This window comes from Pseudomonas sp. WS 5051 (assembly GCF_012985715.1).
GTDB classification, from domain to species: Bacteria; Pseudomonadota; Gammaproteobacteria; order Pseudomonadales; family Pseudomonadaceae; genus Aquipseudomonas; species Aquipseudomonas bubulae.
Window position 1 is genome coordinate 103,750 of record NZ_JAAQWV010000005.1, and the last position, 20,771, is coordinate 124,520.

Annotated in this window: 17 protein-coding genes; 5 read left to right on the forward strand and 12 right to left on the reverse strand. The window is 58.1% G+C overall.

Annotated elements, in window-relative coordinates; translation table 11 throughout:
• The 5 genes from hisC to mtnA form a co-directional block, all read right to left on the reverse strand.
• Nucleotides 1–1,113: a histidinol-phosphate transaminase gene (gene hisC, locus HBN79_RS09885; RefSeq protein WP_095002805.1), complete on the reverse strand. Its 1,113-nt coding sequence runs from the start codon at nt 1,111–1,113 to the stop codon at nt 1–3.
• Nucleotides 1,114–1,124: 11 nt separating this feature from the next.
• Complete coding sequence (pheA, locus tag HBN79_RS09890) at nt 1,125–2,219, reverse strand: prephenate dehydratase (protein ID WP_016780245.1); 1,095 nt, start codon at nt 2,217–2,219, stop codon at nt 1,125–1,127.
• Nucleotides 2,219–3,304 (reverse strand): 3-phosphoserine/phosphohydroxythreonine transaminase, encoded by a 1,086-nt coding sequence (serC, locus tag HBN79_RS09895; protein WP_095002826.1) that lies wholly within the window; start codon nt 3,302–3,304, stop codon nt 2,219–2,221. Before serC ends, pheA begins: the two co-directional genes overlap by 1 nt.
• A 215-nt stretch (nt 3,305–3,519) precedes the next feature.
• Nucleotides 3,520–6,174, reverse strand: coding sequence for a DNA gyrase subunit A (gyrA, locus tag HBN79_RS09900; RefSeq protein ID WP_169916668.1), 2,655 nt, complete (start codon nt 6,172–6,174; stop codon nt 3,520–3,522).
• 330 nt (nt 6,175–6,504) lie between these two features.
• Entirely contained in the window at nt 6,505–7,581 is a 1,077-nt protein-coding gene (mtnA, locus tag HBN79_RS09905; protein ID WP_095002807.1) for an S-methyl-5-thioribose-1-phosphate isomerase, read from the reverse strand.
• 107 nt (nt 7,582–7,688) lie between these two features.
• Here mtnA and HBN79_RS09910 point away from each other — a divergent pair, with 107 nt between their 5' ends.
• The 4 genes from HBN79_RS09910 (at nt 7,689) to HBN79_RS09925 (ending at nt 11,225) form a co-directional block, all read left to right on the forward strand.
• A complete protein-coding gene (locus HBN79_RS09910) occupies nt 7,689–9,020 on the forward strand; it encodes a TRZ/ATZ family hydrolase (protein WP_095019028.1) in 1,332 nt (443 codons plus the stop codon).
• Between the two features lie 63 nt (nt 9,021–9,083).
• The gene (ubiG, locus tag HBN79_RS09915) at nt 9,084–9,782 is read left to right on the forward strand and encodes a bifunctional 2-polyprenyl-6-hydroxyphenol methylase/3-demethylubiquinol 3-O-methyltransferase UbiG (protein ID WP_095002809.1); all 699 of its coding nucleotides are present in this window, start codon (nt 9,084–9,086) and stop codon (nt 9,780–9,782) included.
• Nucleotides 9,783–9,785: 3 nt separating this feature from the next.
• Nucleotides 9,786–10,457: an N-acetylmuramic acid 6-phosphate phosphatase MupP gene (gene mupP / locus HBN79_RS09920; RefSeq protein ID WP_095002810.1), complete on the forward strand. Its 672-nt coding sequence runs from the start codon at nt 9,786–9,788 to the stop codon at nt 10,455–10,457.
• A gap of 27 nt (nt 10,458–10,484) precedes the next feature.
• A complete protein-coding gene (locus HBN79_RS09925; protein ID WP_095002811.1) occupies nt 10,485–11,225 on the forward strand; it encodes a YciK family oxidoreductase in 741 nt (246 codons plus the stop codon).
• Between the two features lie 74 nt (nt 11,226–11,299).
• Here the strand turns inward: HBN79_RS09925 and HBN79_RS09930 are convergent, their stop codons facing one another.
• The 7 genes from HBN79_RS09930 to HBN79_RS09960 form a co-directional block, all read right to left on the reverse strand.
• Nucleotides 11,300–12,085 carry an iron-containing redox enzyme family protein gene (locus HBN79_RS09930; RefSeq protein WP_095019029.1) on the reverse strand — a complete coding sequence of 262 codons (786 nt, stop codon included), beginning with the start codon at nt 12,083–12,085 and terminating at the stop codon, nt 11,300–11,302.
• 45 nt (nt 12,086–12,130) lie between these two features.
• Entirely contained in the window at nt 12,131–14,590 is a 2,460-nt protein-coding gene (locus HBN79_RS09935) for an EAL domain-containing protein (RefSeq protein WP_169916669.1), read from the reverse strand.
• Between the two features lie 270 nt (nt 14,591–14,860).
• A complete protein-coding gene (locus tag HBN79_RS09940) occupies nt 14,861–16,642 on the reverse strand; it encodes an ABC transporter ATP-binding protein (RefSeq protein WP_169916727.1) in 1,782 nt (593 codons plus the stop codon).
• A 28-nt stretch (nt 16,643–16,670) separates the two neighbouring features.
• Nucleotides 16,671–17,306, reverse strand: a complete 636-nt coding sequence (locus HBN79_RS09945) for a DsbA family protein (protein WP_095019031.1) — start codon at nt 17,304–17,306, stop codon at nt 16,671–16,673.
• Between the two features lies 1 nt (nt 17,307).
• The gene (locus HBN79_RS09950) at nt 17,308–18,246 is read right to left on the reverse strand and encodes a rhodanese-related sulfurtransferase (protein WP_095019032.1); all 939 of its coding nucleotides are present in this window, start codon (nt 18,244–18,246) and stop codon (nt 17,308–17,310) included.
• Between the two features lie 114 nt (nt 18,247–18,360).
• Nucleotides 18,361–18,657 carry a BolA family protein gene (locus HBN79_RS09955; RefSeq protein WP_130871743.1) on the reverse strand — a complete coding sequence of 99 codons (297 nt, stop codon included), beginning with the start codon at nt 18,655–18,657 and terminating at the stop codon, nt 18,361–18,363.
• 11 nt (nt 18,658–18,668) lie between these two features.
• Nucleotides 18,669–19,184 carry a DUF2059 domain-containing protein gene (locus HBN79_RS09960; RefSeq protein ID WP_169916670.1) on the reverse strand — a complete coding sequence of 172 codons (516 nt, stop codon included), beginning with the start codon at nt 19,182–19,184 and terminating at the stop codon, nt 18,669–18,671.
• 192 nt (nt 19,185–19,376) lie between these two features.
• Between HBN79_RS09960 and HBN79_RS09965 the strand changes: the two genes are divergently transcribed.
• Nucleotides 19,377–20,771 (forward strand): class II fumarate hydratase, encoded by a 1,395-nt coding sequence (locus tag HBN79_RS09965; RefSeq protein WP_095002819.1) that lies wholly within the window; start codon nt 19,377–19,379, stop codon nt 20,769–20,771.

Genomic DNA, 20,771 nt, shown 5'->3' on the forward strand with positions numbered 1-20,771 from the left:
TCAACCACGAGCAAGAACCTTGGACAGCGCTTCAAGCAGGCGAGTGTTTTCCGCCGGCAAACCAATAGTGATACGCAGATGGTCAGGCATTCCGTAGTTGGCCACCGGACGCACTATGACACCTTCACGCAACAGCCCCTGATAGACGGGAGCCGCTACCTGACCGAGATCCAGCGCGATAAAATTGCCGCGCGACGGGATCCAGCCCAGGCCCAACTCACGAAAACCGTCCTGTAACTGCTGCATGCCGGCCTCGTTCAGGCGGCGGCTTTGCTCCAGGTAATCGCTGTCTTTAAGCGCCGCGCAAGCCGCAGCCAGCGCCAGACTGTTGACGTTGAATGGCTGGCGAACGCGGTTCAGCACATCGGCCACCACCGCCGTTGACAACCCATAACCCACCCGCAACGCGGCCAGGCCATAGGCCTTGGAGAACGTGCGGGAAACCAGCAGGTTGGGATACCCCGACAAAAACTCCAGACCATCGGGCAGATCACCGCCCTCTGCGTACTCGATATAAGCTTCGTCCAGCACCACAAGCACGTGTTCGGGCACGTCCTGCAAAAACTCGTTCAGCGCATCGACGCCAAACCAGGTACCGGTCGGGTTGTTCGGGTTGGCAATAAAGACCACCCGGGTATCACTGTCGATGGCAGCCAGCATGGCAGGCAGGTCATGCCCCCAGTCCTTGGCCGGCACAACGCGGGCCTGGGCACCTACCGCCTGGGTCACAATCGGATACACGGCAAATGCATGCTCACTGAACACGGCATTTAGCCCCGGCGCCAGGTAGGCACGCGCCACCAGCTCCAGAATATCGTTAGAACCGTTGCCCAGTGTTACCTGGTCAAGCTGTACGCCACACTGCTCAGCCAACAGGCTTTTCAGGGCAAAGCCATTGCCATCCGGGTAGCGCGTCAATTCGGCCAGCTCGGCACGAATGGCTTCCAGCGCCTTGGGGCTCGCACCCAAAGGGTTTTCGTTGCTGGCCAGCTTGACGATCGTGGCCGGATCCAGATCCAGTTCACGCGCCAGCTCATCCACAGGTTTACCCGGGACATAAGGCGAAAGTTGTTGTACGCCCGGCTGTGCCAGGGCGAGGAAATCACCGCTCATGTTTTATCGCCTCAGAGAACCGCTTTCGGGTAGGAACCCAATACTTTAAGCGCTACGGCTTCTTGACTGATCTGCTCCAGGACACTTTTGACCAAGGGGTCGCGGTGATGACCAGCAAAGTCGATGAAAAACACATAGGTCCATTTACCGCTACGCGAAGGACGCGTCTCAATACGCGTCAGATCGATCCCGTTCTCATGGAACGGCACCAGCAGCTCATGCAGGGCGCCAGGACGGTTGCTCATGGACACAATGATCGACGTCTTGTCATCGCCAGTGGGTGGCACTTCCTGACTGCCAATCATCAAGAACCGCGTGGAGTTGTCCGGGCGGTCTTCAATTTTTTCGGCCAGTCGGGTCAAGCCGTACAGGCCAGCAGCCATATCACCGGCAATGGCAGCGGAGTTCCACTCACCCTTGACCCGTTTGGCCGCTTCGGCATTGCTCGACACCGCAATACGCTCGACATTCGGGTAGTGTGCATCCAGCCATTTGCGGCACTGAGCCAGCGACTGGGCGTGGGAGTAAATGCGGCTGATACTGTCCGTTTTGGTGTTTTCGCCGACCAGCAGGTGATGGTGGATGCGCAGCTCTACTTCACCGCAGATCACCATGTCATGCTCAAGGAAGCTGTCGAGAGTGTGGTTGACTGCGCCTTCTGTGGAGTTTTCCACTGGCACCACGCCAAAATTCACTGCACCGGCAGCCACTTCGCGGAATACTTCGTCAATGGCAGCCATCGGCTTGCTGATCACGGCATGGCCAAAGTGCTTCATGGCCGCAGCCTGGGTAAAGGTACCCTCGGGGCCGAGATAAGCCACTTTCAGCGGCTGCTCCAGCGCCAGGCACGAGGACATGATTTCGCGGAACAACCGCGCCATCTCTTCGTTGCCCAACGGGCCTTTATTGCGCTCCATAACGCGCTTGAGCACCTGAGCCTCACGCTCAGGCCGGTAAAATACCGGCACTTCACCCTCAGCCAGGGAAGCCATCTTGACCCGCGCCACTTCCTGGGCACAACGCGCCCGCTCGCTGATAAGCTCCAGGACTTTTTCGTCCAGACTGTCGATACGCAGGCGCAGCGCCTTGAGTTCTTGCTCGGACATTAGCCGTGTTCCTTTTCGAACTCTGCCATGTAAGCCACCAGCGCGTTAACCGCGTTGATATCCACAGCGTTATAGATCGATGCGCGCATGCCACCAACGGAGCGGTGCCCCTTGAGGTTCAGCAGCCCGCGTGCTTCAGCGCCTGCCAGGAATGGCTTGTCGAGGCGATCGTCCGCCAGACGGAACGGGACGTTCATCCACGAGCGATCAGAAAGGTTGATCGGGTTGCTGTACAGGCCACTGGCGTCGATAAAGTCGTACAAGGTACGTTTTTTCACTTCATTGAGCTTGCCGATTGCCTCGACACCGCCCTGCTCCTTGAGCCATTCGAATACCAGACCTGACAGGTACCAGGCCAGGGTCGGCGGCGTGTTGTACATCGAGCCGTTGTCAGCCGCGACCTTGTAATCGAGCATGGTCGGGCAGATCGAACGCGCACGACCCAGCAGATCTTCGCGAATGATATTGACCACGATGCCACTTGGGCCGATGTTTTTCTGGGCACCCGCGTAGATCATGCCAAAACGGGACACATCAACCGGGCGCGACAGAATATCCGAAGACATGTCAGCGACCAATGGCACATCGCCAGTCTCAGGGATCCAGTTGAATTCCAGACCGCCGATGGTTTCGTTTGGCGCGTAATGAACGTAGGCCGCGTCTTTCGACAGATTCCACTCATTCTGACCAGGAATCGCGAAGTAATCGTAAGGTTTGGCGGTTGCTGCCACGTTGACGTGACCGAAACGCGACGCCTCTTCAATGGCCTTCTGCGACCAGATACCGGTATCGATGTAATCCGCCTTGCCATTTTCAGGCAACAGATTCAGCGGGATCTGGGCAAACTGTTGGCTGGCACCGCCTTGCAGAAACAGGACTTTGTAGTTCGAGGGAATAGACAGCAGGTCACGCAGATCCTGCTCAGCCTTGGTCGCAATGGACACGAACTCATCGCTGCGATGGCTCATTTCCATGACCGAGAGGCCCTTGCCATGCCAGTCGAGCAACTCGGACTGGGCACGCAACAGAACAGCTTCAGGTAGCGCAGCAGGACCTGCGCAGAAGTTATAGGCTCGTTTGCTCACTTCCACTCTCACTCTGATTTGGTGGTCACGCAATAAATCAACTCTCGACACATTGTTGCTTGTAGAAGCGGGCTTGCTAGCGATACGGGCAGTAATGTCTATCTGACATACCGCGCTGATGCCATCGCGAGCAGGCTCGCTCCCACAGTGTCGCAAACTTTCATACTGGACATACAACAAGGGGGCGAATTCTCATCCGCCCCCTGTGTGTCCGCTTATTCCTGCGGCTCTTCGTCAGCGCCAGCCTCTAGCGGCTGCTCGTCGTCTGCGCCATCCTGGATGGCCTCACCGTCGAACTCTGCACCGCCTTCATCTTCGAGCTCTTCGCCTTCAACTTCAGAAGGCTCCTGAACCCGCTCAAGCCCTACCAGCGTTTCGTCACTGGCCAGCTTGATCAAGGTGACGCCCTGGGTATTACGACCCAGGCTCGACACTTCGTCGACACGCGTACGTACCAGAGTGCCCTGATCCGAAATCAACATGATTTCTTCACCGTCCTGCACCTGAACCGCACCGACCAGACGGCCATTACGCTCGTTGCTGACCATGGCGATAACACCCTGGCCGCCACGCTTGTACTCTGGGAACTCGCTGATCGCCGTACGCTTGCCATAGCCACGCGCCGAAGCGGTAAGGATCTGGCTACCCTCCTCAGGGATCAGCATGGAAATCAGCTTCTGCCCTTCTGGCAGACGCATGCCGCGTACACCGCGGGCAGTACGGCCCATGGCACGGACATCGGACTCTTTGAAGCGAGTCACCTTGCCACCGTCGGAGAACAGCATGACTTCACGCTCGCCATCGGTGATCGCGGCACTGATCAGCACGTCGCCTTCGTCCAGTTCCAGCGCGATCAAGCCTACGCTGCGCTGACGGCTGAAGGCTTCCAGAGGGGTCTTCTTCACGGTGCCGTTGGCGGTCGCCATAAAGATGAAGTGACCCTCGGTGTACTCTTCGACCGGCAGCATGGTGGTGATGTATTCACCCTCATCCAGCGGCAGCAGGTTCACCAGCGGACGACCACGGGCAGCGCGGGACGCCTCAGGAATTTCATAGGTCTTCAGCCAGTACACCTTGCCCTTGCTGGAGAACAGCAGCAGCGTGGTGTGACTGTTGGCAACCAGCAGGTGAGCGATGTAGTCCTCATCCTTGACGCCAGTAGCCGACTTGCCTTTACCGCCACGACGCTGGGCCTGGTACGCAGCCAATGGCTGGGTCTTGGCATAGCCACCGTGGGAAATGGTCACGACGCGCTCTTCTTCCGGGATCATGTCACCCAGGGTCAGATCAAGACGGTGATCCAGGATTTCGGTACGACGCACATCGCCGTATTCGGCGCGAATGACTTCCAGCTCTTCGCGGATCACTTCCATCAGGCGCACGGCGCTATTGAGGATGCTGATCAGCTCACCGATCTGGTTGAGAATTTCCTGGTACTCGGCCAGCAGCTTTTCGTGCTCCAGACCGGTCAAGCGGTGCAGGCGCAACTCAAGAATGGCCTGGGCCTGCTCCGGCGACAGGAAGTATTTGCCATCACGCAGACCGTATTGCGGATCGAGGTTTTCCGGACGGCAGGAATCTGCGCCGGCACGCTCAACCATGGCCACGACCGCGGTCGACTCCCAAGGTGTGCTGATCAGCGCTTCCTTGGCTTCAGACGGGGTCGGCGAGGCTTTGATCAACGCGATGACCGGATCGATGTTGGACAGGGCAACGGCCTGACCCTCAAGGATATGGCCGCGCTCGCGGGCTTTGCGCAGTTCGAATACGGTACGGCGCGTCACTACTTCACGGCGGTGACGAACGAATGCTTCGAGCAGGTCCTTGAGGTTCAGGATGCGCGGGCGACCGTCAATCAGGGCAACGATGTTGATACCGAACACCGCTTGCAGCTGAGTCTGGGCGTACAGGTTGTTGAGAATCACCTCCGGCACTTCGCCACGACGCAATTCGATCACAACGCGCATGCCGTCTTTGTCGGACTCGTCACGCAGCTCGGTGATGCCTTCAAGCTTCTTCTCTTTTACCAGCTCGGCGATCTTTTCGATCAGGCGAGCCTTGTTCAGCTGGTACGGCAGCTCGGTGATGACGATCTGTTGACGACCACCGACCTTGTCGATGTCTTCGATCATCGAGCGGGCGCGCATGTAAATGCGGCCACGGCCCGTGCGATAGGCTTCGATGATACCGGCACGGCCGTTGATGATGGCGGCAGTCGGGAAGTCCGGGCCCGGGATGAACTGCATCAGTTCATCGATGCTCAGTTCCGGGTTGTCGATCAGCGCCAGGCAGCCGTCGATGACTTCACCCAGGTTATGCGGCGGAATATTGGTGGCCATACCCACGGCGATACCGCTTGAGCCGTTGACCAGCAAGTTGGGAATTCGTGTCGGCATGACGGCCGGGATCATTTCCGTGCCGTCGTAGTTCGGCACCCAGTCCACGGTCTCTTTGTGCAAGTCGGCCAGCAATTCGTGGGCCAGCTTGGTCATGCGCACTTCGGTGTATCGCATGGCCGCAGCGTTGTCGCCGTCGACCGAACCGAAGTTGCCCTGACCGTCTACCAGCAGGTAGCGCAGGGAGAATGGCTGAGCCATTCGAACGATGGTGTCGTAAACAGCAGTATCACCATGCGGGTGATACTTACCGATTACGTCACCGACCACACGGGCAGATTTCTTGTACGGCTTGTTCCAGTCGTTGTTCAGTTCGCTCATCGCAAACAGCACACGCCTGTGCACGGGCTTCAAGCCATCGCGCGCATCAGGCAGTGCCCGCCCGACAATTACGCTCATTGCGTAGTCGAGGTAGGACTGTTTCAGCTCGTCTTCGATATTGACCGGGAGGATTTCTTTGGCCAGTTCGCCCATGAGAAGCCTGATTCCTTTTTCGGGTGAAACTTCGCCACATCCATTCGGGACGAACGAAGCTCGCCGCCGCTGGCCACGTGCCACGCAACGACTTACGACAAATCAACAAGTTATGTCACGGATTTGCGCAGTAAGGGCAACCCTTGCGGGTCACCCTGGAAACCGCCGAATGTTATCACAATCGCCGCCACGCACCTATCCCTCAGATGCGCATGGAGCGTAGTAATTACGACGTTTATCGGCCTGAAGGGCCCCAGAGGGACTCTGAAGGCGATTTGAAGCACCCGCGTTCCTCTTCGCGGCCTTCGGCAGCGACGACAGGCTTGCGTTTCAATGCAAGCGCTTGCGGCACATCAATTGCGCCATCTTTGCCGCATCCGGGCGTTCAATCACACCCTTCTCGGTGACAATCACATCGATCAGGTCCGCCGGCGTCACATCAAACACCGGGTTGAAGGCCTGCACATCCGCGCCGACCCGCTTGCCACCCACTTCCAGCAGTTCGCGGCCGTCACGCTCCTCAATCGGGATGTCATCACCCGAGGCCAGATCCATGTCGATGGTCGAGCTCGGGGCCACCACCATAAAGCGCACGCCGTGGTGCATGGCGTTGACCGCCAGTTGGTAGGTGCCGATCTTGTTCGCCACATCGCCATTGGCAGTGATGCGGTCAGCGCCCACGATCACCCAGGTGACGCCTTTGGTTTTCATGATATGCGCTGCTGCCGAATCGACATTGAGCACCACCGGGATGCCTTCATTGGCCAGCTCCCACGCAGTCAGGCGCGAACCCTGCAGCCAGGGCCGGGTTTCGTCGGCATAGACCTGCTCGATCATGCCTTCGAGCCAGGCCGCCCGGATGACCCCCAGCGCCGTACCAAAGCCGCCTGTGGCCAGGGCTCCGGTGTTGCAGTGGGTCAGCACCGCCTGGGCATTGCCCTGATGGCGGCGAATGACATCGACACCCAACTGCGCCATGGTCAGATTGGCCTCGCGATCACTTTCGTGGATGGCAACAGCCTCTGCCTCAAGCACCTGCAATACATCCGCGCGGTTTTGGCTTCGAGCCAGACGTTCGCGCATGCGATTCAAGGCCCAGAACAGGTTCACTGCCGTAGGACGCGAGTCCGCCAGCAGGGTGAAGTCCTCTTCCAGCGCTGCCAGCCAGTCACCACCTGCAGCCTTGCGCACACGTGCAGCCAGCACCACGCCATAGGCCGCCGCGATACCGATTGCCGGGGCGCCGCGCACGACCATGTCGCGAATCGCTTGCGCCACACCGTCAACGCCGGTGTACGCCAACCAGCTCTCTTCAAAGGGCAGAATGCGTTGATCCAGCAGATACAGGGCGTCATCCCGCCAATCGATGGCCTTAACCTTTTCCGCAGCCAACAGTCGATCGCGCATGCCTTCCCCCATTACCTGGTAACAAAGCGGCCGATTATAGCGAGCCCACCCCCAAGACGCTCGGGTATACTTCGCCTCCTTTTATAACGCACTGGAATCAGTTTTCGATGCCGACCCCAACCACGCCCCTGGACTTACTGCTGTTACCCACCTGGCTGGTGCCTGTAGAACCGGCCGGTGTCGTACTCAAGGATCACGGCGTGGGCATTCGCGACGGCTGCATTGTGTTCATCGGCCCGCGCGAACAGGCGCTGAAGCTCACCGCCACGCAAACCCGCGAGCTGCCGGACATGCTGCTCAGCCCGGGGCTGATCAACGCGCACGGGCACGCGGCCATGACGCTGTTCCGCGGCATGGCCGACGACCTGCCCCTGATGACCTGGCTCGAACAGCATATCTGGCCGGCCGAGGGCAAATGGGTCGATGAGCAGTTCGTGCGCGACGGCACCAACCTGGCCATCGCCGAACAGCTCAAGGGCGGCATCACCTGTTTCAGCGACATGTATTTTTTCCCGAAAGTTGCCAGCGAGTGCGTGCACAAGAGCGGTATCCGTGCACAAATCGCCATTCCGATTCTCGACTTTCCGATTCCCGGCGCCAGCAGCGCAGACGAATCCCTGCGCCAGGCCGTCGAACTGTTTGCCGACCTGAAGTTTCACCCGCGGATCAAAATTGCCTTCGGCCCCCATGCGCCTTACACCGTAAGCGACGACAACCTGGAGAAAATCCGGGTCATCGCCGACGAGCTGGATGCCGCCATTCATATGCACGTTCACGAAACCGCCTTCGAAGTGCATCAGGCCGTCGAGCAACACGCCGAACGCCCGATGGCCCGCCTCGCCCGCCTGGGCTTGCTGGGCCCGCGCTTCCAGGCCGTACACATGACCCAGATCAGCGATGACGACCTGGCCATGCTGGTAGAAAGCAACTCCAGCGTGGTTCATTGCCCCGAGTCCAACCTCAAACTGGCCAGTGGCTTCTGCCCGGTGGAGCGCCTGTGGCAAGCCGGAGTCAATGTGGCGGTGGGTACCGACGGTGCGGCCAGCAACAATGACCTCGATCTGCTCGGCGAAACCCGCACCGCCGCCTTGCTGGCCAAAGCCGTTGCAGGCTCGGCTACTGCGCTGGACGCCCACCGCGCACTGCGCATGGCCACCCTCAATGGCGCGCGCGCCCTGGGCATTGAAAGCGACACCGGCTCGATCGAAATCGGCAAGGCCGCCGACCTGGTAGCCTTTGACCTCAGCGGCCTGGCCCAGCAACCGGTTTACGACCCCGTTTCGCAGTTGATCTACGCCACAGGCCGCGATTGCGTTAAACATGTGTGGGTCGCAGGCAAGCAGTTGCTCGAGGATCGACACCTGACCCGCCTGGACGAGCAGCAACTCTGCGCAACCGCAAGAGCCTGGGGCGAGCGCATAAGCGGCCATACTCATTGATTCACTACCTTCGGGCCTGCGCCCGGAGCTTTACCAGATTATTCAGCTTTAGAGGATTTACCCATGAGCAACGTTGACCACGCCGAGATCGCCAAATTCGAAGCGCTAGCCCATCGCTGGTGGGACCGTGAGAGCGAGTTCAAGCCGCTGCACGACATCAACCCGCTGCGCGTCAACTGGATTGACGAGCGCGTACAACTGGCTGGCAAAAAAGTCCTCGACGTCGGCTGCGGCGGCGGCATTCTCAGCGAGTCGATGGCTCAGCGCGGCGCCACCGTAATGGGCATCGACATGGGCGAAGCCCCGCTGGCCGTGGCACAGCTGCATCAGCTCGAGTCCGGCGTAAACGTTGAGTACCGCCAGGTCACTGCTGAAGATCTTGCTGAAGAAATGCCCGGGCAGTTCGATGTAGTCACCTGCCTCGAAATGCTTGAGCATGTACCCGACCCGTCGTCGGTGATCCGCGCCTGCTACAAAATGGTCAAGCCCGGTGGCCAGGTGTTCTTCTCGACCATCAACCGCAACCCCAAGTCCTATCTGTTCGCTATCCTCGGTGCGGAATACATACTCAAGCTGATCCCCCGTGGCACCCATGACTTCAAAAAATTCATTCGCCCTTCCGAGCTGGGCGCCTGGAGCCGCCAGGCCGGATTGAGCGTCAAGGACATCATCGGCCTGACCTACAACCCGCTGACCAAGCACTACAAGCTGGCCGCCGATGTTGACGTCAACTACATGATCCAGACCCTTCGCGAGGAGTAACACATGCGTTTAAGAGCAGTTCTTTTTGACATGGACGGCACCCTGCTCGACACCGCGCCGGACTTTATCGCCATCTGCCAGGCCATGCGCGCCGATCGCGACCTGCCTCCCGTCGCAGACAAACTTATCCGCGACGAGATTTCCGGCGGTGCACGCGCCATGGTGGCAGCGACTTTCAACATGGACCCTGACGCACCTGGCTTTGAAGAGCTGCGTCAGGAGTTCCTGGAGCGCTATCAGCGCGATTGCGCAGTCCATACCAAGCTGTTTGATGGCATGGAAGAGTTGCTCGCCGATATCGAAAAGGCCCATCTGGTGTGGGGCGTCGTCACCAACAAACCGGTGCGGTTCGCCCAGCCAATCATGGAACGCCTGGGCCTGGCCGAGCGCTCGGCGCTGCTGATTTGCCCCGACCACGTCAAAAACAGCAAGCCGGACCCCGAGCCGCTGATTCTGGCCTGCAAAATGCTCGACCTTGACCCGGCCAGCGTACTGTTTGTAGGCGATGACCTGCGCGATATCGAGTCCGGGCGCGATGCCGGGACCAAAACTGCAGCCGTGCGCTTTGGTTATATCCACCCTGACGACAACCCTGATCACTGGGGTGCGGACGTGGTGGTCGATCATCCGGCCGAACTGCGCAAAGTGCTGGATAACGCGATGTGCAGCTGCTAACGATGACCGATTTTGTTGAGGTTTTTTATGTTTGATTATTCAGCCCGCCCCAACCTGCTCCAGGATCGGGTGATCCTGGTTACCGGCGCCGGTCGCGGCATCGGCGCTGCTGCAGCCAGGACCTATGCCGCACACGGCGCAACCGTATTGCTGCTGGGCAAGACCGAAGCCAACCTAAGCCAGGTCTACGACGAAATCGAAGCTGCGGGCCATCCGCAGCCAGTGGTTATCCCGTTCAACCTCGAAACCGCCCAACCCCATCAATACGATGAGCTGGCCGCCATGATCGAGACCGAGTTCGGCCGCCTTGACGGGCTGCTGCACAACGCTTCGATCATTGGTCCGCGCACGCCGCTGGAGCAGCTGTCGGGGGAAAATTTCATGCGCGTGATGCATATCAACGTCAATGCCATGTTTATGCTCACCAGCACCCTGCTACCCCTGCTCAAGCTGTCGCAGGACGCCTCGGTGATCTTCACTTCCAGCAGTGTCGGGCGCAAAGGCCGTGCTTACTGGGGTGCCTATGGCGTCTCCAAGTTCGCCACCGAAGGCTTGATGCAAACCCTGGCCGACGAAGTCGACGGCGTGGCCCCGGTACGTGCCAACAGCATCAACCCCGGCGCGACCCGCACCAGCATGCGCGCCCTGGCCTATCCGGGTGAAAACCCCGAGAACAATCCAGAGCCACACGAAATCATGCCGGTTTACCTGTACCTGATGGGCCCGGACAGTACCGGGATCAACGGGCAGGCTTTCAACGCACAGTAACAGGGCTACAAACAAAAACCGCGGGCTGCATCCCATGCAGCCCGCGGTTTTTTTATGCACTGAAAAGCCGGTGTTCAGCTCTCGACCAGTTCCCGATGCTCACGCGCCACAGCGGCCTTGTCGAACAACAGGCAACTTTGCAGAAACAGATACATATAGTCGTAGCTCTTGCAGATGGCTTTGCGCAGTTCAGTGATCTGCTCCTGGCTCGGATTCATTCCCACGAGGGTACAGACAATTTCCAGCGCCTCCCAGGGATGCTCGTCATCGTACTGGGCGTGCATCTTCAGCCACTTCATCGCGCGCTTGCGTTGATCGACCGCAAACGACTCTTCATAGATATCGGCCGAGCAGACAATCGCCGCCCACTCACCCACGGCACCCTCGATGGCGTAGTTGGTGGCAGCCATCGCCACGGCCAGCGAATCCTTGGAACAGCTATGCCAGCACCAGTCGTTCAGCGCCTGAAACTCGGCAGGCAGGTCCTGGGCATTGAGGTCTTCAAGGCTGACCCCGTGCGCCAGCGCCCAGTTCACCCAATAGTCGGCATGATTAAGCTCGACCCGGATATTGCGAATCAACCAGCGGCGAGCCATGTCTTCGCCAGGGTGACGCCCGTAGCGGGTCTTGCCCAGGTTATGGCCCATGTACAACGAAAACTGCTCGACTACCGGCCAGCCGCCCACGAGAAACATGCGCATTGCTCTGGGGCTCAAGGTGTTGTCACGCATGCGCTTGTAAATTTCGTGTTTGACTGCCCGACGCTTGCTTTCGCTACAGTCCCGAATCAACTGCCGGGCCCACTGGGGGTAACTGGCTTCCTCCATAAGAGGCCCCGTTCGGTTGAAGACTTCACTCACAATCCAAATCCTTTTTGATAATAGACTTTAGAAATGTAGAACAGATCAACGCAACGTGCCCGGGGACTTCAATGCCAACGCCCGGGCACGCTGAGGACGCTGCAACAAACTATCGAACGTGAATAACTGTGGCCGCTGGACAATATAGCCCTGCGCATAATCAACGCCGATTTCAATCAAGGCCTCTTCAATCTGTGTGCTTTCAACAAACTCGGCAATCGTGCGTTTGCCCATGACATGGCCAATATGATTAATGACTTCAACCATGGCACGATTGATCGGGTCGTCCAACATGTCCTTGACGAAACTGCCGTCGATCTTCAAAAAGTCGACAGGAAGATGTTTCAAATAGGCAAATGAGGACATCCCGGCACAAAAGTCATCCAGCGAAAAGTGACAACCCAGGGTTTTAAGATCATTGATAAAACGGATGGCATTACCCAGGTTGGCAATTGCACTGGTTTCAGTAATTTCAAAACAGATGAGTTTTGGCGACACGCCGTAACAGTCAAATTGTTCATGCAAAAACGCAAGAAAGTCATCATCGCCAATGGTTGACCCAGACAGGTTGATCGCACACATGGCCATTGGCCGCCCACCCGCCTGGGCTGAACATTCCGCAATGATCCTGAACACATTTTCGACCACCCAGCGGTCTATCGAACTCATCAAGCCATAACGTTCCGCCGCAGGAATAAAACTGTCCGGGAATACAATGCGACCGTTTTCATCTTGCAGGCGCAACAGAATCTCGATATGCCCGCCCCCGTCCTGCACAGGTCCCAGGGGGGTTATTTCCTGGGCATACAGACTGAAGCGGTTTTCTTCCAGTGCGACATGCAAGCGCTGCACCCAGGCCATTTCACCAAAGCGCAATGACAACTCCGTGTCATCTACATGATAAACCTGCACCCGGTTACGGCCCTTTTCCTTGGCCATATAACAGGCCATGTCCGCAGCCCGCATCAAAGACTCAAGGGTGACTGGCGCTTTATGGATATGCACAAGGCCGATGCTGATGGTGCTCATGAACGGGCGCCCTTTCCAGGCAAAATGCAGGCTTTGCACCGCCTGACGCAAACCGCCGGCGATTTTTTCCGCCATGTCCACCGGGCAGTTTTCCAGCAGGATGCCAAACTCATCCCCACCCAGCCGGGCCAGGGTATCGCCTTCACGCAGGCCGGTACGCAGCAACGTACAAATATGCCGCAACAGCTCATCACCCGCCGCGTGACCGCAGGTGTCATTGACCAGCTTGAACTGGTCCAGATCAAGAAACATCAGGGCATGCCGGCCCTGCTGGCGCCCCAGGTTCTTCAGTACCAACTCCAGGCGGTATTCGAACTCACGTCGGTTGGCCAGCCCGGTCAGTGCATCATGGGTCGCCTGCCAGGACAGGTTGGCAATGTACTGGCGCTCCTGGGTCATGTCATGCAGCACCAGCACTGCGCCACTGACATCGCCATCGTGAAGGATCGGCGCACCCACAAGGGTTACCGCAACGGTACTACCATCCATGCGTTGAATCTGCCGGGAGTGCTCGCGACTGTTACTCAGCTCGCCAGTGAGAATACGCTCGACCAGCCTGGGGCCTTCGTCCTGATCGTTGTCATCAAGCAACTTGAACAGCGCAGCCAGGGAAATGCCTTGCGCCTGCTCGGACTTCCACTGGGTCAAGTTCTCGGCCGCAGGGTTCATATAGGCAATCGCGCCATTGACGTCGGTGGTGATAACACCGTCGCCAATCGACTGCAGGGTGATTTGCGCCCGCTCTTTTTCCAGCTGCAGCGCCTCGGCAAAAGCACGGCTCTGCTTGAGCACTTTATGGGTGCGCTTGAGTACCAGCAGGATCAGCGCCACCGCCGTGACCAGGTTTATGACCACCAGCAACCGCCAGATAAAGCGCGAGCCTTCACCCAGCGCATCACTGAAAGCCTTGGCAGAAGGCGCAATACCCTCGTTGATGGCGAAAATCTCGTCTTCCCAGCGCTGGGACTCCGCAGCATCGGCACTGCCGGCGAGGATGGCCTTGTGCATCTCCTGGGCCAGATTGTCGAGCTTGAGCAGGTAAGCATCACCTATGGCCCACTTCTCGATGGCGGTTTCCATATAGCTTACATGGCGGAAGTAGCGGTAAAACCAGATAATGCTCGAGGCATCTTGCGCGCTGTTGCCGCCCTGCAGAATGCCTTCGCGGGCAGCGACTTCATTGGGTGGGGACTCATCCATCGCCAGGCGTAACTTATGGTCGCCCTGGGGAACACTTATGGCCTGTGTGTATTTTTCGTAATAAACCGGGTCATGGGTATCGGAATACAGATAGAGAAAGTAGATGGCGTCCTTCTGCCCCTTGGACCATAAACTTTCGCCACCGACATAACTCCTCACGGCAGAAAGCATATACAGACTCACGCACCCCAATAACGCCTGGAACAGCACGACAGCAATAAAAGGCCAAACAATGCCCAATAAGCGTGGTGTACCAAGGGGGCGTTTAGATTTCATGAGTTCCCTTTGCTTCATGGAGTCAAATGAAAACCAGAGAGAAAATCTCACTACAAGTCAGCCTAGGCCAATTTTTCAAAAATTGAGTAGTCTGAGCCGATCTAAATCTTCAATAAGCGTGCAGCCGCATCATTATGTTCATTGAAGCAAGCAATGCGCCTGTGCAAAAGAACCTGCTCCAGAAGATCATGAGCAATACCGTGTATTGGCCGGATAACTGCGATGTTCATGGGCTTTCGCGTGCAGGCTCGCCCCCACAACCCTGCGACATCACGTCTGCTGCAGATGCCCGTAGAGCTTGGCATAGAGCCCACCCTCTGCAATCAACTGCTGGTGATCGCCCTCTTCGGCAATGCACCCACCATCAAACACCAGCACCCGGTCAGCCTGTTTTACCGCAGATAAACGGTGAGCGATGATTAAAGTTGTGCGCCCGCTCAAAAATTTTCCCAAAGCGTGATGCAGGTTGTATTCGGTGGCAGCATCCAGGGCACTGGTGGCCTCGTCGAGGATCACCACCTTGGGTTCGGCCAATACCATGCGCGCAATCGCCAGGCGCTGACGCTGACCGCCGGACAAACGCACCCCCGAACGCCCCACGATGCTGTCCAGGCCCTGGGGCAGCGCATCAATGGTGCCATCGAGCTGAGCGATTTGCAGGGCGTGCCAGCACGCTTCATCGGTTCGTTCACGGCCCATGGTCAGATTGGCACGCACGGTATCGTTGAACAATGCCGGGTGTTGCAGCACCACCGCCACATGCTCGCGAATGGTCTGCAGGCCGATTTCGGGCTGGCTGGCATCAGCAAAGCGGATACTCCCCGACTGCGGCGTGTATAAGCCCAGCAACAGTTGCACAAGGGTGCTTTTACCACCACCGCTGGTGCCGACAATGGCCACCTTCTCACCAGGAGCAATGGTCAGGTTAAGGTGATCGAGTACCTTTTCGTCGCCATAGCTGAAGCTAAGGTCACGCACTTCGATGCCGACCGTCTGTCGCCCCACAAATGGATTGGCGCCGCCGGGGTATTGTGGCTCGTCGTTGCGCGCCAATAACTGATTGATCCGCGTAACGGCTCCATCAGCGGCATAGAAGGCATATTGCAAATTGAGCAACTGCTCAACCGGCCCGATCATGAACCACAGATAACTGAACACTGCGAGCATCTGACCGATCGACAGATCCGAAAACAATACCGTCAACATCGCGGCGGCTCGAAAAATATCGATCCCGAACTGGAACAACAAACCGCTGGCGCGATTGGAGGCATCGCTCTTCCACTGTGAAGCCACGGCAAAGTCCCGCACTTCTCGCGCCCGTAACCCCAGACGGCCCAGGAAAAAGCCCTGACGGTTACCTGCACGCACTTCCTGGATGGAATCCAGCGTCTCGGTAAGGGCCTGGGTAAAGCGCGCCGTGCTGTCGTTTTCAAGCTTTTTCAGGTGCTTGACCCGCTTGCCCAACTGCACCGTGGCGTAAATCACCAGCGGGTTGAACAGCAAAATCAGCAGCGCCAGCTGCCAGTGCATCCACAACAAAATCGCCGAAGTGCCCACCAGAGTGAGCATCGCCACCAAAAATCGGCTCAGGGTTTCTCCGACAAACTTGTCGAGCGTATCGAGGTCGGTGACCAGATGAGTCGTCACCGTGCCGCTGCCCAGGCTTTCGTACTCGGCCAGTGATATTCGCTTCAAGCGTTCGATCAGGCGCAGGCGAATGCGAAACACAATGTCCTTGGCCAGCCGCGAAAACAGCCGCGCCTGCAGCACGTTAAACAGCAAAGCACCGCAGCGCAGCAACAGGGTAATCGCCAGCATCAGGCCGATATAGCCTGCCGCGCTTTGCCACGCAGTCGGCAGCCAGTGGTTCATGATCTTCAGCGCAGCGTCCCCGTTACCCAACAGCACCTCGTCCACCAGCAAAGGCAGAAGCAAGGGGATCGGCACACTGCACAGGGTCGCCAGCACGGCAACGCCGTTGGCAAGCCACAGGGCTTTTTTATGGCGCAGAGCCAGGCGGCGGATTTCGGCCCAGGTCAGGCGATCCGTCACCGCAGCCGCAGGCGGTACAGCAGAAGGATCAAACACGTGCAGCGCGTTCAAGCCAGCGAGCAAGCAAGTCAGACAAGGGCGCAAGCGGCTGATAGCCGTTGGTCAACAACGCCAGCTGGCCGTTGCGCTCGGCAAGCAAGGTCGGAAAACCGGCAATCCCCAGATCCTGCACCCAGGTAAAATCCGCGGCTGTCGCTGCATGCTGCTCGGCAGAGTCAAAAGCGGCAGCAAATTCGATACGCGGCACTCCCGCGATTTCAGCCAGTTCGACCAGCACACTGGCCTGGGTCACATCACGGCCTTGTACGTAAAACGCCTGCTGTATCAGTTTGACCAGCTGCCAGGCGCAATCGGGGGCAAGGCTGCGTACCGCGACAATAGCCCGGCAGGCAGGTTCGGTGTCGTAGATAAAGCCGTCGGGCAAGGCCCCCTCGAAGTTGAAAGGTTGCCCGGTGGCCTCTGTGACCGCCTGCCAGTGCTCAAGAATATAGCGCCGCGTAGCAGGCTCAAGCGCCGAGCCACTGCCGGTGCGCAAACCTCCCACTACCAGATGCAACTCAACGCCTGCGGCCTGCGCCTGCTCAACCAGCGCCTGGGCGATGGGCGAAAAACCCCAGCACCAGGAGCACATTGGATCCATCACATAGAGCAGGCGCGCTGTCATATCAGGCCTCGGCAGCTTTACGGTAGTTGTGACCGATCGGGTGCGGCTGATTACGCTCCTTGGCCAGCTCGATCTGCTTTTGGCGATCAATGGCGCTGCGACGGGTTTTCTCGCTCAAGCTGTCCCAGCAATACGGGCAACTGATACCGGGCTGATAGTGCTCGGACTCGCGATCAGCGAGGCTGATCGGGGTGCGGCAGGCATGGCACTGATCGTATTCGCCGGCGCTGAGGTCATGGCGCACGGTAACGCGGTTATCAAATACAAAGCAGTCGCCCTGCCATTTGGTTTCTTCCTGGGGTACCTCTTCGAGGTACTTCAGGATACCGCCCTTGAGGTGATAAACCTCGTCAAAACCCTGGCTGAGCATATAGCTCGAAGCCTTTTCACAGCGAATGCCGCCGGTGCAGAACATCGCGACTTTCTTGTGCCTGGCAGGGTCGAAATTGGCTTTGATATAGTCGGGAAATTCGCGAAAGCTGGTCGTTTTCGGGTCGATAGCGCCTTCAAACGTACCGATCGAAACCTCGTAATCGTTGCGGGTGTCGATCAACAACACCTCTGGATCGCTGATCAGCGCATTCCAGTTCTCGGGGTCGACATAGGTCCCGACCTTCTTGTTCGGGTCCACGCCTTCAACACCGAGGGTGACGATTTCTTTCTTGAGCTTGACCTTGGTCCGATAGAACGGCTGGTCATCGCAGTAGGATTCCTTGTGATCGATATCGACCATGCGCGGATCAGTCTTGAGCCAGGCCATCAGCCCGTCAATACCTTCACGGCTGCCGGATACCGTACCGTTGATGCCTTCTTCGGCGATCAGCAAGGTGCCCTTGATACCGTTGTCGACCATGGCCTTGAGCAGTGGCTCACGCAGCTCGACGTAGTCCTCAAGGGTGACGAATTTATACAGTGCAGCTACAACAACAGGCGAAGTCATCGCATCAATCTCCAGGTGGCTACCCTCGTAAAGGGTGAACCGGGCGCAAAAAAAAACGCGCCGACGAAGCGGCGCGTTGCGGATTCTAACAAAAAGCAGGCGGATTACGCCAACTCAGTGCCCACCGCCAGCACAGGTCGGCGATGCCGGGGCCGTGCCGATTTTCGCCCATTCCACAGGCGTGTACGTGTGCAAAGCCAGCGCATGGAACTCGCCCATCAGGTCACCCAGGGTGGCATAGACCTTTTGATGACGCTTGACGCTGTTGAGCCCGGCGAACTGCTCGCTGACCACCACTGCCTTGAAGTGGGTCTGCAACCCACGACTGTGCATATGGCTTTCATCCAGCACGCTCAGGTGCTCGGGTTGCAGAGCGCCTAGCGCCGCTTCAATACGCTGTTGCATGCTCATTCAGGCTCCGCTTACTTCTTTTTGGCCGGGGCCGCTTTTGGCTCCAGCTCGGCTGTCATGTCTTCTAGCAGCTTGTTGACAACCGGCACTGCACTTTCCAGTTTGGCCTGGGTCATTTGTGCCGATTGCTGGGTCAGTTGCGGCATTTTTTCCAGCACTTTCTTGCCCAGAGGCGACTGGTAGAACGCTACCAGGTCCTTGAGCTCAGACTCGGTGAAATTGGTGGTGTAGAGCTTGACCATGTCCGGCTTCAGCTTGTTCCAGCCAATGGCTTGATCCAGAGCGGTGCTGGCTTTGGCCTGGTAAGTTTCCAGCAGGGCTTTCTTGGAGGCTGGTGCTTTGGTTTGCTCGAAACGCTGAGCGAACATTTGCTGCACTTGCATATACACCGGGGTACCCAGCTTATCGGCATGTGTCAGTTTCAGGAACGTTTCAGCACTGGCAGCGTGGCTAGCTGCATCGGCGAAAACCTGGCCGCTGGCGCAAACCAGAGCTACCGCTGTACAGATGGCGCGAAGACGGGTCATCGAGTTTCCTTTTCTAGCAAGCGAGGTTTAACCCCAAGGGCGGCCATTCTGCGCCTAATAAAGTGTGTCACTCAACCCCGACACTGATAGACGTTCTCATCAGCCGACCAAAAGCACCGAAAACGCAAGATTGAACCCTTAGTGTGAATCAACGCCTAAGCTGTCAGGTCAGACTTCAAGGAGAAAGAGCCGATGAGCCGTATCGAAACCGACAGCCTGGGTGAAGTAAGCGTGGCCGATGAGGCTTATTGGGGGGCGCAGACACAGCGGTCACTGATCAACTTTGCCATCGGCAACGAAAAAATGCCGCTGGCGGTTCTGCATGCCCTGGTCTTGATCAAAAAGGCTGCCTCGCGGGTCAATGACCGCAACGGTGATTTGCCTGCCGATATCGCCCGCCTGATCGAACAGGCCGCCGATGAAGTGCTCAACGGTGAACACGACGACCAGTTCCCGCTGGTGGTGTGGCAGACAGGCAGCGGTACACAGAGCAACATGAACGCCAACGAAGTCATTGCAGGACGCGCCAATGAACTGGCGGGCAAAGGCCGTGGCGGCAAGTCGCCAGTCCACCCCAATGACCATGTCAACCGCTCGCAAAGCTCCAACGACTGCTTCCCCACCGCCATGCATATCGCCGCCGCCAAGGCTGTGCACAATCATTTGCTGCCCGCGATCAATGAACTGGCAGGAGGCCTGGCCGAGTTGTCGGCACGGCATATGAAACTGGTCAAGACCGGCCGCACCCATATGATGGACGCCACGCCGATCACCTTCGGCCAGGAGCTGTCAGCCTATATCGCGCAGCTGGACTACGCCGAGCAAGCCATACGTTCGGCCTTGCCCGCAGTGTGCGAGCTGGCACAGGGGGGTACCGCGGTGGGCACCGGGCTGAATGCACCCCACGGTTTCGCCGAAGCGATTGCCGCTGAACTGGCTGCGTTATCTGGCCTGCCATTTGTGACCGCGCCGAACAAATTTGCCGCGCTGGCCGGCCACGAGCCCTTGACCACCTTGTCAGGCGCCCTCAAAACACTGGCCGTGACCCTCATGAAACTGGCCAATGACTTCCGCCTGCTGGGTTCCGGCCCCCGCGCCGGGCTGGCCGAAATCAAACTGCCCGCCAATGAGCCGGGCAGTTCGATCATGCCGGGCAAGGTTAATCCGACCCAGTGCGAAGCCTTGTCGATGCTGGCGTGCCAGGTGATGGGCAACGATGTTGCCATCGGCTTTGCTGCAAGCCAGGGGCATTTGCAACTGAACGTCTATAAACCGGTGATCATTCACAACCTGCTGCAATCCATCCAGTTGCTGGGAGACGGTTGCAGCAACTTTTTCAAACACTGCGTCACCGGGCTTGAGGTCGATGCCGCCAAAATGGCCGAACACCTGGAGCGCGGCCTGATGCTGGTGACCGCACTCAACCCCCATATCGGCTATGACAAGTCAGCCGAGATTGCCAAAAAGGCCTACGCCGAAGGTTTGACCCTGCGCGAAGCAGCACTGGAACTGGGCTACCTCACGGACGCCGAGTTTGACCAGTGGGTTCGTCCTGAAAACATGCTGGGCGCGGGCAAGCACGGCTAG

Coding starts and splice junctions, on each gene's coding strand:
- HBN79_RS09910 (WP_095019028.1), top strand. CDS start 7,689: ATGCCGACCCCAACCACGCCCCTGGACTTACTGCTGTTACCCACCTGG.
- HBN79_RS09960 (WP_169916670.1), bottom strand. CDS start 19,184: ATGACCCGTCTTCGCGCCATCTGTACAGCGGTAGCTCTGGTTTGCGCC.
- gyrA (WP_169916668.1), bottom strand. CDS start 6,174: ATGGGCGAACTGGCCAAAGAAATCCTCCCGGTCAATATCGAAGACGAG.
- hisC (WP_095002805.1), bottom strand. CDS start 1,113: ATGAGCGGTGATTTCCTCGCCCTGGCACAGCCGGGCGTACAACAACTT.
- HBN79_RS09935 (WP_169916669.1), bottom strand. CDS start 14,590: ATGAAATCTAAACGCCCCCTTGGTACACCACGCTTATTGGGCATTGTT.
- ubiG (WP_095002809.1), top strand. CDS start 9,084: ATGAGCAACGTTGACCACGCCGAGATCGCCAAATTCGAAGCGCTAGCC.
- HBN79_RS09945 (WP_095019031.1), bottom strand. CDS start 17,306: ATGACAGCGCGCCTGCTCTATGTGATGGATCCAATGTGCTCCTGGTGC.
- pheA (WP_016780245.1), bottom strand. CDS start 2,219: ATGTCCGAGCAAGAACTCAAGGCGCTGCGCCTGCGTATCGACAGTCTG.
- HBN79_RS09965 (WP_095002819.1), top strand. CDS start 19,377: ATGAGCCGTATCGAAACCGACAGCCTGGGTGAAGTAAGCGTGGCCGAT.
- HBN79_RS09950 (WP_095019032.1), bottom strand. CDS start 18,246: ATGACTTCGCCTGTTGTTGTAGCTGCACTGTATAAATTCGTCACCCTT.
- mupP (WP_095002810.1), top strand. CDS start 9,786: ATGCGTTTAAGAGCAGTTCTTTTTGACATGGACGGCACCCTGCTCGAC.
- mtnA (WP_095002807.1), bottom strand. CDS start 7,581: ATGCGCGATCGACTGTTGGCTGCGGAAAAGGTTAAGGCCATCGATTGG.
- HBN79_RS09925 (WP_095002811.1), top strand. CDS start 10,485: ATGTTTGATTATTCAGCCCGCCCCAACCTGCTCCAGGATCGGGTGATC.
- HBN79_RS09955 (WP_130871743.1), bottom strand. CDS start 18,657: ATGAGCATGCAACAGCGTATTGAAGCGGCGCTAGGCGCTCTGCAACCC.